Source organism: Mycobacterium sp. IEC1808 (genome assembly GCF_002101935.1).
GTDB lineage: Bacteria > Actinomycetota > Actinomycetes > Mycobacteriales > Mycobacteriaceae > Mycobacterium.
This window is the reverse complement of the sequence record NZ_LQPV01000062.1, coordinates 139164-153471: the sequence shown is the minus strand read 5'-3', so window position 1 is coordinate 153471 and position 14308 is coordinate 139164. Positions and strand designations below refer to the sequence as shown.

At 69.0% G+C, this 14308-nt stretch carries 11 protein-coding genes and 1 riboswitch; of the genes, 2 read left to right on the top strand and 9 right to left on the bottom strand.

The features are described 5' to 3' along the window. Positions 1–106: 106 nt before the first annotated feature. Complete coding sequence (locus AWB92_RS24530) at positions 107–1855, top strand: DUF3556 domain-containing protein (RefSeq protein WP_085190282.1); 1749 nt, start codon at positions 107–109, stop codon at positions 1853–1855. A gap of 97 nt (positions 1856–1952) precedes the next feature. Here the strand turns inward: AWB92_RS24530 and metE are convergent, their stop codons facing one another. The 9 genes from metE to AWB92_RS24485 form a co-directional block, all read right to left on the bottom strand. Continuing rightward, the gene (gene metE / locus AWB92_RS24525) at positions 1953–4226 is read right to left on the bottom strand and encodes a 5-methyltetrahydropteroyltriglutamate--homocysteine S-methyltransferase (protein WP_085190281.1); all 2274 of its coding nucleotides are present in this window, start codon (positions 4224–4226) and stop codon (positions 1953–1955) included. Between the two features lie 126 nt (positions 4227–4352). After that, a riboswitch (cobalamin riboswitch) is annotated at positions 4353–4543 on the bottom strand. 47 nt (positions 4544–4590) lie between these two features. Then, positions 4591–5526 (bottom strand): cytochrome P450, encoded by a 936-nt coding sequence (locus AWB92_RS24520; RefSeq protein ID WP_085190279.1) that lies wholly within the window; start codon positions 5524–5526, stop codon positions 4591–4593. Positions 5527–5589: 63 nt separating this feature from the next. Beyond that, positions 5590–6246 (bottom strand): SDR family oxidoreductase, encoded by a 657-nt coding sequence (locus AWB92_RS24515; protein ID WP_085190277.1) that lies wholly within the window; start codon positions 6244–6246, stop codon positions 5590–5592. A 75-nt stretch (positions 6247–6321) separates the two neighbouring features. Next, the gene (locus AWB92_RS24510) at positions 6322–7164 is read right to left on the bottom strand and encodes an SDR family oxidoreductase (protein ID WP_085190275.1); all 843 of its coding nucleotides are present in this window, start codon (positions 7162–7164) and stop codon (positions 6322–6324) included. A gap of 78 nt (positions 7165–7242) precedes the next feature. Then, positions 7243–8535 carry a TetR/AcrR family transcriptional regulator gene (locus AWB92_RS24505; protein ID WP_085190273.1) on the bottom strand — a complete coding sequence of 431 codons (1293 nt, stop codon included), beginning with the start codon at positions 8533–8535 and terminating at the stop codon, positions 7243–7245. A gap of 62 nt (positions 8536–8597) precedes the next feature. Continuing rightward, the gene (locus AWB92_RS24500; RefSeq protein ID WP_085190271.1) at positions 8598–9245 is read right to left on the bottom strand and encodes a nitroreductase family protein; all 648 of its coding nucleotides are present in this window, start codon (positions 9243–9245) and stop codon (positions 8598–8600) included. Next, positions 9245–10330: an acyl-CoA dehydrogenase family protein gene (locus AWB92_RS24495; protein WP_085190269.1), complete on the bottom strand. Its 1086-nt coding sequence runs from the start codon at positions 10328–10330 to the stop codon at positions 9245–9247. The genes AWB92_RS24500 and AWB92_RS24495 overlap by 1 nt, the downstream gene beginning before the upstream one ends. After that, positions 10327–11472, bottom strand: coding sequence for an acyl-CoA dehydrogenase family protein (locus AWB92_RS24490; protein ID WP_085190267.1), 1146 nt, complete (start codon positions 11470–11472; stop codon positions 10327–10329). Before AWB92_RS24490 ends, AWB92_RS24495 begins: the two co-directional genes overlap by 4 nt. Positions 11473–11517: 45 nt before the next feature. Further along, on the bottom strand, positions 11518–12492 hold the full coding sequence (locus tag AWB92_RS24485) for an SDR family NAD(P)-dependent oxidoreductase (RefSeq protein WP_085190265.1): 975 nt from the start codon (positions 12490–12492) through the stop codon (positions 11518–11520). 113 nt (positions 12493–12605) lie between these two features. Between AWB92_RS24485 and AWB92_RS24480 the strand changes: the two genes are divergently transcribed. Beyond that, the gene (locus AWB92_RS24480) at positions 12606–14306 is read left to right on the top strand and encodes a VWA domain-containing protein (RefSeq protein WP_085190263.1); all 1701 of its coding nucleotides are present in this window, start codon (positions 12606–12608) and stop codon (positions 14304–14306) included. The last annotated feature ends 2 nt before the right edge of the window (positions 14307–14308 follow it).

The window sequence follows — 14308 nt, the reverse complement described above, 5'->3', positions numbered from 1 at the left end:
GAGTTCTCCTAGCGACTTCACGGTATCCGCCGGTTAACTTGCGGGCAAAAGATTCTTTGCCCCTACCCAAGCCATACGCCTAGAACGCGTTCTAACCTGTCAAACCATGGGATTTCTCAAGCCCGAGCTGCCCCAGCTCGACATGGAGGAATGGAACAAGGGCACCCGCAGCGAGAAGATCCGTCCGATGGCCCGGCACTGGGCCGAGGTGGGCTTCGGCACGCCGGTCGCGCTGCACCTGTTCTACGTGCTGAAGATCCTGCTCTACATCCTCTTCGGATGGCTGTTCGCCTCGGCCACCAAGGGACTCGGCGGGTTCACCAACGTCGCGCACTGGTGGTCCGAGCCGATCGTCTTCGAGAAGGTCGTGCTCTACACGATGCTGTTCGAGGTGATCGGGCTAGGCTGCGGCTTCGGGCCGTTGAACAACCGGTTCTTCCCGCCCATGGGCTCGATCCTGTACTGGATGCGGTTCGGCACGATCCGGCTACCACCGTGGCCGGATCGCGTCCCGCTGACCCGCGGCACGACCCGCAAACCGGTGGACGTCTTCCTCTATGCGGCGCTGCTGGTGATGACGCTGTGGACTCTGTTCGTCGACGGGACCGGCCCGGTGCCGGAACTGGGTACCAGCGTCGGGCTGCTGCCGACCTGGCGCATCGTGGTGATCCTGCTGATCCTCGCGGCGGCGGGGCTGCGCGACAAGGTGATCTTCCTGGCCGCCCGCGGCGAGGTGTACGCGGCGATGGCCGTGACCTTCCTCTTCGGCGGGGCCGACATGATCGTCGGGTCCAAGGTGGTGTTCCTGGTCATCTGGATGGGCGCGGCGACGTCGAAGCTCAACAAGCACTTCCCGTTCGTGATCTCCACGATGATGTCCAACAACCCGCTGGTGCGGCCCCGCTGGCTGAAGCGGCAGTTCTTCGAGAAGTTCCCCGAGGACCTGCGGCCGGGGCGGCTGTCCCGGTTCCTGGCCCACGTGAGCACGGCGATCGAGATGTTGGTGCCGCTGCCGCTGTTCTTCTGCCACGGCGGCTGGCCGACGACCGTGGCGGCGTTCGTCATGGTCTGCTTCCATCTGGGGATCCTGTTGTCCATACCGATGGGCGTGCCGCTGGAGTGGAACGTCTTCATGATCTTCGGCGTGCTGTCGTTGTTCGTCGCGCACGCCCGGCTGGGGTTGGCGGACCTGAAACACCCCGTGGCGGTGGCGATCCTGTTCGTCGTCATCGCGGGAATCGTGGTGCTGGGCAACCTGTTCCCGCGCAAGATCTCGTTCCTGCCGGGCATGCGCTACTACGCCGGCAACTGGGACACCACGCTGTGGTGCATGAAACCGTCGGCCAACGACAAGATCGGCCGGGGCATCGTGGCGATCGCCAGCATGCCGCAGGCACAGCTGGAGCGCTTCTACGGCAGCCCGGAAGCGGCCCAGATCCCCATCTACATGGGGTACGCGTTCCGCGGGTTCAACACGCACGGCCGGGCCCTGTTCACGCTGGCGCACCGCGCCATGGCCGGCCAGAACGAGGACGACTACATCATCACCGACGGCGAGCGGATCTGCAGCACCGCCATCGGCTGGAACTTCGGTGACGGGCACATGCACAACGAGCAACTCATCACCGCCATGCAGCAGCGCTGCCACTTCGCGCCCGGTGAGGTGCGGGTCGTGCTGCTCGACGCGCAGCCGATCCACAAGCAGACCCAGGCCTACCGGCTGGTGGACGCGGCCACCGGCGAGTTCGAGCGGGGCATCGTGCGCGTCGCCGACATGGTGACCCGCCAGCCCTGGGCCGACGACGTGCCGGTCCAGGTGCTGTCGGAGCCGGCGCCGAACGTCACGCCGGAGTGACGCTCGGGCCGGGCGACGCCGAGCCTCGACGAGCCGACGAGCGTCACGCCAGAGTGACGCTCGGCGTCGAGAGCCACGCCAGCGTGACGTTCGGGGGTCACGTATCCGCCCGGACCTCCCGGGCCGCGGCGACCATGTTCCGCAGCGACGCGGTCACCTCGTCGGGGTTGCGGGTCTTCAGCCCGCAGTCCGGGTTGACCCAAAGCCGTTGCGGCGGTACTGCTCTCAGCGCCGCCCGCAGTGACTCGGCCATCTCGCCCGCGCTCGGCACCCGCGGTGAGTGGATGTCGTAGACGCCCGGGCCCACGCTGTTGGCGAAGCCGACCGAGTTCAGGTCGTCCAGCACCTCCATGTGCGAGCGGGCCGCCTCGAGCGACGTGACGTCGGCGTCCAGGTCGGCGATGGCGCCGATCACCTCACCGAATTCTGAGTAGCACAGGTGGGTGTGGATCTGCGTCGAGTCGGCCACGCCGGAGGTCGCCAGCCGGAAAGCCGCCACCGCCCAACGCAAGTAGTCCTCCTGCTGGGCGCGGCGCAGCGGGAGCAGCTCGCGCAGCGCCGGCTCGTCGACCTGGATCACCGCGATGCCCGCGTCCTGCAGGTCCACCGTCTCGTCGCGGATGGCCAGCGCCACCTGGTTGGCGGTGTCGGCCAGCGGCTGGTCGTCGCGCACGAACGACCAGGCCAAGATCGTGACCGGCCCGGTCAACATGCCCTTCACCGGCTTGTCGGTGAGTGACTGGGCGTAGCGGATCCACTCGACGGTCATCGGGTGGGGCCGCGCGACGTCGCCGTAGAGGATCGGCGGCCGCACGCAGCGGCTGCCGTAGGACTGCACCCAGCCGTTCTGCGTGGCGAAGAAGCCCTCCAGCTGCTCGGCGAAGTACTGCACCATGTCGTTGCGCTCGGGCTCGCCGTGCACCAGCACGTCCAGGCCCAGTTGCTCCTGCAGCGCGATGACGTCGGCGATCTCCTTGCGCATCTTGGCGACGTACTCGGCCTCGTCGATCTCGCCGGCCCGAAATGCCGCGCGCGCCTTGCGGATCGCCGACGTCTGCGGGTACGAGCCGATCGTCGTGGTCGGCAGCGGCGGCAGGTGCAGCCGCGCCTCCTGGCTGGCGCGGCGTTCGGCCGCGTCGCCGCGGTGCGTGCCCGACGCGATGATCTCGTCGATCCGGGCGCGGACCCCGGCGTTGTGCAGCCGCGGATCGCTGCGACGGGAGGCGACGGCGGCGTTGGACGCCGCGATCTCGTCCGTGACGGCGTCGCGCCCGTCACACAGGGCGCGCGCGAGAGTGACGACCTCGCTTACCTTTTCGGCCCCGAACGCCAGCCAGCTGCGCAGGTTGTCGTCCAGCCCCGTTTCGGGCTCCAGCGAATACGGCACGTGCATGGTGGAGCACGACGTCGAAACCGCCACGCTGCCAGCCGAACCCAGCAGGGCGGTCAGCTTGGCCAGCGCCGACTCCAGGTCCGTGCGCCAGACGTTGCGTCCGTCGACGACGCCGGCCACCAGCAGCTTGCCAGACAGTTCCGGAATGCCCGCCACCGCGGTGCCGGCACCGGCCACCAGGTCGACGCCGATGGCTTCGACGGGCGTGCGGGCCAGGCCCGCCAGGGCCGCGCCGGGGTCGCCGAAGTAGGTGGCGACGTGGATCGCGGGCCGGTCCCTCACCGAGCCGAGCGCGGTGTAGACGGCCTCGGCCAACGCGGGCGCGTCGGGGGAGATGTCGGTCACCAGGGCCGGCTCGTCGAACTGCACCCACTGGGCGCCGTGCTCGGCGAGCAGCGAGAGCAGCTCGGAGTAGATCGGCAGCAGTTCCCGCAGCCGCTCGATCGGCGCACCACCGCCGTTGATGCCCTTGCTCAACAGCAGGAACGTGACCGGACCGATGACCACCGGCCGAGCGGGAATGCCTTGCGCTAACGCCTCTTTCAGCTCCGAGAGCACCTTGTCGGGGTTCAGCGCGAACCGGGTCGCGGGCTCGATCTCGGGGACCAGGTAGTGGTAGTTGGTGTCGAACCACTTCGTCATCTCCAGCGGCGCGATGTCGTCGTTGCCGCGGGCGAGGGCGAAATAGCGGTCCAGTTCGTCGGGGACTTCGCCGGCCCGAGCCGGCAGCGCGCCGAGCATGACGGCCGTGTCGAGCATCTGGTCGTAGTAGGAGAAGGTGTTCACCGGCACCGAGTCGAGGCCGGCGGACGCGAGCTGGGACCACATATCGCGGCGCAGGGAAGCGGCGACGGATTCCAAGTCCGATCGGCTGGTGCGTCCGGCCCAATAACCCTCGGTCGCGCGTTTGAGTTCGCGCTTCGGGCCGATGCGCGGGGAGCCGGTAACGGTGGCGGTGAATGGTTGAGAGGAGGTCACATTTCGTCCTAACACTCGACGGGTGGATCACCGCCGGCGGACGCAACAGCCGAGCCCGTCGCGGCACACAAGCCGCAACGGCAACGACCAAACGCCCATTCCACGAGGCGATGAGCCGCCGGACGCGGCGCGCCCGGCACAGCCGGCAGGTCTTCGGACTCGCAGGCGCGCACCGGGTGGTGCTCCTAGTGGCCGTCGCTTCCCGATCTTTCGATCAGTGCGTTTGACGGCGGTCGTTCCTGCTCACCGCTGCGGGACAGTCCCGGACTCCCACCGGGTTCCCTCTCGCGATGCATGCCTAACATGCGTCGCTCGATGCCGGCGCCACGGTTGCGGCGACGGCAAACCAGCTGCGCAGCGGAGTCTACAAGGCCCTCGCAACCAGCGGCAGCTTCGGCAGCCACAACGAGTTCTCGGTGTTCGGGAATCCGGCCGTCGGCCGGAAACCCGGGGCGGGCCCGAGATGCCCGGCCCGCTCGAGCCACTCCTCGACCAGCACGCGCAACACCTGCCGGACGATGTGCCCGCCACGGCAACGCATCGATCCCGCACCCAGACTCCAATGCCGGTGCGCCCTAACGCCAATCACGAGATCATCGGTGGACATGGCGTCGCTGCCGTCCCGCTGCACGGCGGCGATGCACAACATCACCACCACGCCGGGTGGCATGTCCACCCCGGCGACGGTCATCGGCTGAGTGGTGAAACGTTGGCAGCCCTGCACCATCGGCTCCAACCGCAGGATCTCTTCGACGAACTCACGGATCAGCTCGGGTCGGCCTCGAAGCGTGTCGCACAATTCGGGGTCGCCCGCCAACACGAGTAGATGCCAGCCGGCGTGTTTGAACAGGTTGCGGCACGCTTCGGCGAAGACGTGGCCGGACTGCCCGGCCAGGTGCTCCGCGGGCAGCAGCCGCAGGCGCGCCACGATGTCGAAAAGGGCGTCGGCCATCGGAGCGGTCACCTCGGCCACCGCGTCACCGCCACCGGCGGCGGCGAAACGATCGATCAGCGCGGCGGCGGTCGGGCGGAACGCCGCAGCAATGTCATGAGCAGCTTTCGGCGCGAACAGCCGTTGGTGAACGTCGAGATCGCTCTCGGGAAGCGCGCGGGCGCGGTCCAGCCGCGCATCGTCGAGATGCGCCAACACCTCATCCCGCCCGACGACGAACACCCAATTGCCCGTCGGGTCTCGCAAAACCGGGCCGGCTTGTCGCGCCAGGCGCCAACCCACGCCGCGGTCCGTGCTCAGGGCGGCTCCCGCCTCGGCGGGAAAGACCGGGCAGTCGGCAAGGTTCACGCGCCCTGTCCTCCCGTGCCTAACAGCGAATCCGTCCCCCCGAAGCTCCGTGCGCAGCGGAGTTTACTGGTCAGCGAGTGCTTCGGCGATGGGGACGCCGTTCCCCCCGGCGCCGTTGTTGAATTCGATGGTGCGGCCGATGGTCGAGTCGTCGTGCAGCGACGCGGCCACCACGAGCGCGACGTCAGCCCGGGAGACCTCGCCTTTCCCCTTGCCGATGACGATGCGCCCGGTCGGCGGTTCCAGGGTGAGGTGGCCCGGCCCCAGCACCGTCCAGTCCAGGTCGCTGGCGCGCAGGTGCGCGTCCGCGGCGGCCTTGGCCTCCGCGTACGGGAAAAACGAATTCTCGCTCGGCACACCGTGATCCGGGCCCGCGCCGAAGTAGGACACCATCACGAACCGCCTGACGCCGGTCCGCGCGGCGGCATCGATCACTCGGATCGCGGCGTCGCGATCGACGGCGTAGGTGCGGGCCGGGTTGCCGCCGCCTGCGCCGGCGGAGAACACGACCGCGTCGTGACCCGCCAGCAGGCCGGCGAGTGCGCCGGTGTCCAGTCGCTCGATGTCGGCCACCACCGGGGCGGCGCCGGTTGCGGCAACGTCGTCGCTGTGGTCGGGGTTGCGGAAGACCGAAGTCACGTCGTCGCCACGCTCGGTCAGGATGCGGGCCAGCTGCAGGGCGACCTTGCCGTGACCGCCGATGACGATGACTCGTGCCATGTCCCCGACGGTAGCGCCCCTAGTCGCGATGGTGGCGACTCGCTTCGCCCGGCTACGCCGCGCTCGCGATCGCCACTACAGCTTCACCCGGCCCATGATCAGGTCGATGATCGGCTTGCCGGGCGGGTAGGCGCCGGTCAGCGACGCCATCGTGTGCCCGTAGTCCACCAACAGGGTGATCCCGTTGATGCCGAACGCGGCGGCGCTGTTCAGGAACGCCATCACGTCACCCATCTGCTCCGGGGTGTGGACCTTGGAGCCGGTCTCGTCGCGGTAGTCCTGCGCGAACGTCAGCCAGAGGTCGGCGTTGGCCTGCGCCAGCGGGGTGTCGGTGGGGCCCGGGCAGATGGCGTTGATCCGGATGCCCTTCTTCAGCAGCGGGTAACCCTGGGTCGCGACGTAGGCGTTGACGGCCTTCTTGGAAAAGCCGTAGTGGATGATGCCCTCGGATTCGTGCGCTTTCACCCACTCCTGCGCCGACGCGAAGTCCGCGTTGGCGAGGAACTCCGTCAGCAGTTCCAGGTCGTTCTCCCAGCCCATGCCGGCCACCGAGGAGATGAAGCAGATCGCCGAGCCCGACGGAAGCTGGTTCTTCTCGAGCAGGCGGTCGATGACGTACCGGTGGCCGATGAAATTGATCGCCATCAGGTCGGTCGTGCCCTCGGCGATGCCGGCCGCCGAGAAGAGCGCGTGGATGGGACCGTCCACCTGCGCGAGCGCGGCGTCGATCGACGCGGGGTCGCGCAGGTCGACCTGCACCGACTGGGCGACGTCGTAGCCGACGGGGGCGTAGTCCAGCACGATGACCTCGGCGCCGAGTTCGGCCGCCGACTTGGCCGCCGCGGCGCCCATGCCCGTCGCGCCGCCAACAACGAGTGCGCGCTTGCCGTCGTAGCGCAACCGATCGACGATAGTCATGGAAATCCTCTTCTCGCTCACTGCCAACCCGGTTCTAACTGCCCAACTGTATGGGTAACAGTTATTTGGTTTCAATACCTACTTGCCGCGGACCGCGACGCCACGCAGCACCGTGTCGCGGGCGTGCACCAGCGCGGCTCGTTTGCCGACGGCGCGAAGGATGTTCTCCGGTATCCACTGCAGGCCGATGACGCATCGTGCCAGCATCGCCGTGGACGGGGCGTCGATGCGGATCTGCCCCGACCGGATGCCCTCGGACAGCAGCGATTTCATCTGCCGTAGCCGCGTGGCATACAGCCAGCCCGGGTTCGGCGTGTTGGGCGGCGATTGGCGCATCCACGCGAGCTGGATCCTGAACTCGTCGGAGAACCGATCGAGCGCGTTGACGTTGACCCAGCTGAGCGCGTCCAGCTTCTCGACCGCCGTGGCGTCGGATTGCAAGACGCTCACCCAACCGGCCTCCACCTTCCTGCCGAAGGACTCCATGATCGACGCGAGGAGTTCGTCCTTGGACCCGATCACCCGATAAACGGTCCCGGTGCCCAGCCCGGCCGCGGATGCGATGTCCCGGATGGTGGTGACCTCATATCCCTTGCGGCCGAACTCCGTTCGCGCCACCGCGAGGACGTGGGCCGCCTTGTCGTCGGGATCCGCGTCGCCGTCGTCGGCCCACGTGTCGATGACGGCGTTTGCCGCCGCGAAGGCTTTGGATCGATTTAACGCCGCGTCGGTGGGTTGCCGGGCCGCCAGTCCCGCCAAGATGATTCGGCACAACAGGCCGGCAACCTGGTTGGCCGGGGAATTGTGGCGCATGACGTCGAGCCCGACGTGCAGCATGGTCTGGCAGATGCGGTCGGCCAACGTGGGCAGGTCGATGTCGGGCTTGATGTAGCCGCTCCACCTGCCGGCGCGCAGCGTCTGCAGCATCGCCTCCTGGACCGCGGTGGGTGCCTGCTGCGTCAGCTTCATCAGCTCGGGGTCGTCGCCAGGGCCCTCGTAGAACGACATCTGCAGCGCGGCCCCGTGTCGCACCGCGCAATTCGCGATCGCCGATCCCAGCTCGACGATCTGCTCCGAAGCCGGTCGCGGGTCGGGTTCGTCCAGCCGGGCTTGGGCGGCCTGTCCGATGCGCGTCAGGTCCTCCTGATAGCGGCGGGTCAGCTCGACCAGGATCGCCTCTTTGGACTCGAAGTGGTGGTACAGGCTGCCGGGGAGGATGCCGGCGGCGTCCGCGATCTCCTGCAGCGACGTCCGCAATCCCGAGGACGCGATCAACGACGCCGCGGTCTGCAGGATCTCGGTGCGACGGGTGCCGGAGTCGTCCGCGTTGTCTACCCGGGCGGCGATCGACGGCCGGGCTTTGCTAGGCATCCGTCCTCCCGGCCGAACCAAATCTTTGGTAAAGGCTATCAGACCGGGCCGAAGCCCCCATTCTAGAGCGCCGGACCGTCCCAGGCATCGCGCGCAACCACCTCGTCGACGGGCCGGCGACGAGCCGGCCGGAAGGTGTGCCCGGCGCGCAGGCGGCCCACCGGCAGCAGGCAGCCCTGCGCGTAGGTCGGGGGAATGCCGAGCAAGCGGCCGATCTCCCCCTCGCGGTGCAGGTGCAGCGTCGTGATGCAGGTGCCGTAGCCGCGGGTGTGCAGGGCGAGCTGAAAGTTCCACACGGCCGGGAAGATCGAGCCGTACAGCGTGGCCCGGTGGAACGATTCGTCGCCGTCGACGCGGGGCAAGTAAGGCTCGTAGCACGGGATCACCAGCACGGGCACCCGCGCCATGTTCTCGACCAGCCATTCCGTCGACGACATGATGCGACTTTCCGGCGTGCCCGCGGGAAGCAAATCGGCCAGCAGCTGCCCGCCGACGCGAAGCAGATACGACTCGCGGTACAGCTCGGCGATCTTGTCGCGCAGCGCCGGGTCGGTCACCACGAGCCATCGCCAGGTCTGCTGGTTCGAGCCGTTGGCGGCCTGCATGCCGATGCGCAGGCAGTCGCGAATGTCCTCCATGTCGACCGGCGCGCCGAGGTCGAGCGAATTGCGGGCCGACCGGGTCGCGGTCAGCAGGTATTCGATGTCCATCAGGGACCCCGTTTGGCAAGGCGCGCACCGATTTCGGTGAGGTAGCGGTCGGGCCTACCGAGAAGCTCGCTCCAGCTCAGCAGGCGCTTGAGGTAGAGATGGGCGTCGTGCTCCCAGGTGTAGCCGATGCCGCCGAACACCTGGATGGCGGTGTCGCCCACGGTCGCCAGCCGCCCGGCGAAAGCCTTCGCCCGCAGCGCGGCGAGATGGCGTTCCTCGGCGCCGGCGTGGTCGGCGGCCCACAGCGCGTGGATCACACCGCTGCGGCCCAGCTCGACGGTCTCGTACATGTCGACGCACAGGTGTTGGACCGCCTGGAACGAGCCGATGACCTGACCGAATTGCTTTCTCACCTTGGCGTATTCGATCGCCAGCTGCATGACCGCCCGCGCGGCGCCCAGCGCGTCGGCGGCGGTGGCGATGAGGACGTCGTCGATCACGGCCGCAACGTCGTTCGGCGCGGCCGCGGCCAGCCGGTGCGCGGACGCCCCGTCCAGCTCGACGCGAAAACACTTGCGGGTCTGATCGATACCGCGCTCCGGTGTTATGGAAATCCCGGGCGAGCCGGTCTTCAGCGCGTAAAGGCCGATGCCCGCCGGGTCCTCGGCGAGCACCAGCAAGGTGTCGGCCGCCGCGGCGTCGGGCACCGCGGGGATCTCGCCCCGCAGGACCTGCCCGGCCGCCTCGACGGGGGCGCCCTCGAACGGAAAGCCGACGGTTGCGACGGTGCTGCCGTCGGCGATGCCGGCCAAAATCGTTGCACCACTGCCATTGCCGGCGATCCGCGTCAGCGCGCGCGCCGCCGCCACCGCGCTCGACAACCACGGCCCCGGGTGCAGGGCCGCGCCGAGCTCCTCGGCGACCACGCCGGCCTCGACCATGGTCATCCCGGCCCCGCCGTGTTCCTCCGGCACCAGCAGCCCGGTCACCCCCAGGTCGGCCAGGCCGCGCCAGACCGCCGCGTCGACGCCGGTGGGATCGTCGAGCAGCGCCCGCACGTGCCCCGAAATCGGTGCCTTCTCGGCGAGAAAGCGCCGCGTGGTGTCGCGCAGCGCGACCTGCTCGTCGGTGAGTTCGAGGTTCATCGGCGGGGCAATCCCAGCACGCGCTGCGCGGTGATGTTCTTGTTGATCTGCGTCGTCCCGCCCGCGATGGTCAGCGAGCGCGACGAGAGGCGGTAGTTCGCCCACGGGGCGCTGGCGCCGTGGCTGCCGAGCACGTCGAAAGCCAGCGCGGCCATGTCCTGGCCGATCTCCCCCCACACGGTCTTGGCCAGGCTGGCCGATGCGAAGGGGTCGCCGCCGTGCAGCGTCGCGGAGATCGACCGCTGACAGAGCACCTCGAGATACTTGATGCGGACGGCGATTTCGCCGAGGCGCCGCAGTATCAGCGGGTCTTCGAGCGCGTCGCCTTGCGCGGCGAAGTCGTCGACCAGCTCTTCCAGCCGCACCTGCATCTCGGCGTACAGCCGCGCCGCCCCGGCGCGTTCGTGGCTCAGCGTGGTGGTGGCCACCTGCCAGCCGGCGTTCAGCGGCCCGAGCAGCGCATCGGCCGGCACCCGGACGTCGCGAAAGAACACCTCGGCGAAATCGGTGTCGCCGTTGAGTGTTACGAGGGGGCGGACCTCGATGCCGGGCAGCGCCATATCGACGATGAGGCAGGAGATCCCCTGGTGCTTCGGCGCGTCGGGATCGGTGCGCACGTAGAGCTGACACCAGTCCGCGCGATGCCCGAGCGAGGTCCAGATCTTCTGGCCGTTGATCACGAATTCGTCCCCGTCCCGCACGGCCCGCGTGCGCAGCGCGGCGAGATCGCTTCCGGCCTCGGGCTCCGACATTCCCTGGCACCAGATGTCGTCGGCGCGCATCATGCGGGGGAGCAGCGTCTTCTTCTGCTCTTCGGTGCCGTACTGCATGATCGCGGGGGCGATGTTGTTCATCCCAATGACGTTGAGCGGCATGGGCGCCCGCGCGCGGGTGGTCTCCTCGGTGTAGACGAGCTGCTCGAGGACGGTCGCACCGCGGCCACCGTATTCGCGTGGCCAGGACACGGCGGCCCACCCGGCGTCGGCCATCGTCGCGCTCCAGCCCCGCAATAACTCGATCCCCGCGTCGTCGCGCCCGGCCGGGCGGCGGGCCGCCGCCAGCTCGTCGGTCAGGTTCGCCGACAGCCAGTCCCGCAGCTCGGTGCGGAACTGTTCCACTTCGGCGGGGTAGGAGAAGTCCATTTTTCCGGACACTACGTTGGAGCAGATATTAGGTCAACTATGCACTCAGCCCCCGCGAGGTTCGGGGAATGCGACGTCGGCGTCGTCGGGCATCGCGCTGATGCCACGCCGCTCACACACTTCCAGCACCTCGTCGACGATCGACGTGGGCACGATGAACCTCTCCGTGGACGACATCTGCTCGAGGTGTGCCTCGATGTCTTCGGCGGTCGGTCGGCTCTCGGCGTCCGCCAGCCAGCCCTCGCTGAGGCCGACGAATACCCGCGCGTAGCGCCCGGCCGCGGCCGAATAGTTGCGGTGGGTGAACGTGCAGGCGGTGCTGGCGAGGAAGGTCACCAGTGGCACGACGAGTTCGGGCCGGATGGCCCGCATGAAGCCGGATTCGGCGAGGAACTTCTCGTCGCCCACCGTCTCGGTGACCATGCGCGAGAAGCCGGTCGGCATAACGGAGTTGGCGAAGATTCCGTGCGCTTCGCCCTCGATGGCGATGACGTTGGTCAACCCGACCAGGCCGGCCTTCGCCGCGGCGTAATGGGCCTCCATCGGCTGGCCGAAGATTCCGGCGGAGGAGGAGATGAACACGAATCGTCCGCCCCCGTTGTTCTTCATCACCCGATACGCAGGCTGGGACAGGTAGAAGCCGCCGTCGAGGTGCACGCGCAGCATGCGCGTCCACTCCCCGGGGGAAATGTCTTCAAAGGGCACGGTCCCGAAGATTCCCGCGTTGCTGACGACCGCGTCGAGCCGCCCGAAGGCGCCCACGGCGGCGTCGATGATCGCCTGCCCGCCCGTGGGACTGTCGACCGAGTCGTAAGAGGCGATGGCGCTGCCGCCCGCCTCGGTGATCTCGTCGACCACCTCGTCGGCGACCCGCGCGTCGGCCCCGTCCCCACCCATCGAGCCACCGAGGTCGTTGACCACCACCGCGGCGCCGCGGCGCGCCAGGTCGAGCGCGTACAACCGGCCGAGCCCGCGCCCGGCGCCGGTGACCACCGCCACCCGGTCGGTGAAGTCAATCATGGTGCGCTCCTTGATAAGTACGACCGACCGCCCGCCGTGATTGACCGCGGGCGGAACCGGACCCTACGCTGGAACAGATATTTGGTCAACAAGCTGCACCGATGCGGGGGCCGATGACAAACGACGCGCGTGGCGACCGATCGCGGGCCCTCGGCATGTTCGCATCCGCACTCGCGGGCCGCCCCGTCGCGGTCATGGAACTGCAGCCGGGTGAAGCCTCGTGGACCGACGGCCAGACGATCCACGTCGGCGCGGCCGGGACCCTCGGGGCGATCGCCGTTCAGGCCTCGATGATCTCGGCCGGCAGCCTCGAGCCCGACGCGGTGCGCGCGCTGGTTCGGCGTCCCCGGCTGGCCAGGCGCTATTTGGCCGTCGAGGGCCATCGCGCGCTGGCGGCCAACAGCGCGTTGCTGCCGGGCGGCCTGGCGGCGCTGGGCAACCGCGAGATCGCGAGCCGCGCCGACTCGCCCGCCGCGTCGCTGACGATCGCCAGGGGACGAGAAGCAATCGCCGATCCACCGCCCGAGTTCGGCGTGATCCGCCCGGGCAAGGTGCTGGCCTTGTCATCCCGGGCGGCCACACAAGAGGAGGCGAACCCACCGCACGTGCCGCGGGGCCGGGCGCGGCAACTCGCCGAACTGGACGACGCGCAGACCGACGATTCCGACGACCCGGACGTGTTCACCAGCCCCATCGGCGGGGGCGGCTTCATCGGAAAGTGGTTGAAGAAGATGCTGTCGTCCGCGCGCAAGACCGGCAGCGGCGGCGGACCGCCCGGCGCGGATACCCCGACGCACCGGACGAATTCGGCGAAACGCGGGCCGCACGCGGTCGCCTCGCTGGCGTCCACGTCGCCCGATGACAGCACCGACGACCGCGCCCCGACGCCCGGGGACGGCTTGACGTATCCCGAATGGGACTTCGCGCGCAAGAGCTACCGTCCCGCGTGGTGCACGGTGCGTGAGGTCGAGCCGACGATCAAGGCACAGGCGACCCAAGCCATCGAAGCCGCGATCGGCGTGCGGCGCCCCCTGTCCCGCCTGGGGATGGGATTGCACCGCCGCCACCGCCAGTCGCAGGGCGACGACATCGATATCGACGCGGCGGTGGAGGCCCGCGTTGAGGTACTGGCCGGGTCGGTGCCCGACGAGGCGGTCTATCTCGACAGCCTGCGCCGCCGGCGCGACCTGTCGGTGTTGCTCCTGCTCGACGTTTCGGGTTCGGCGGCGGAGCCCGGAACGGCCGGGCGGACGGTGCACGAGCAACAGCGGGCGGCCGTCGCCAACCTCGCCGTCGCGCTGCACGACCTGGGCGACCGCGTCGCGCTGTACGCCTACTACTCGCAGGGCCGGCGCGCGGTGAGCATGGTGCCCGTCAAACGATTCGACGACCACCTCGATTCCGTGGTCATGCGGCGGCTGAACAGCCTGGAACCCGGCGCCTTCTCCCGCCTCGGCGCGGCCATCCGCCACGGCTCGGCGGTCCTCGAGGCGCGCGGCGGTACGTCGCGGCGGCTGCTGGTGGTGCTGTCCGACGGGCTCGCGTACGACCATGGATACGAGCGCCCCTACGGCGCCGCGGACGCGCATCGCGCCTTGACCGAAGCCCGCCGCCGGGGCACCGGCTGCGTGTGCCTGACGATCGGCGCGGGAACGGACGTGCGGTCGCTGCGCAGGGTCTTCGGCAGCGCCGCGCACGCGACGATCGCACGCCCGGAGCAACTCTCCGGCGTCATCGGGCCGCTGTTCCGGTCCGCGCTGCGCTCGGCCGAGGTCCGCCGCCGGGTCGTTGAAACAAACATCTGTTCCGGTTAGGC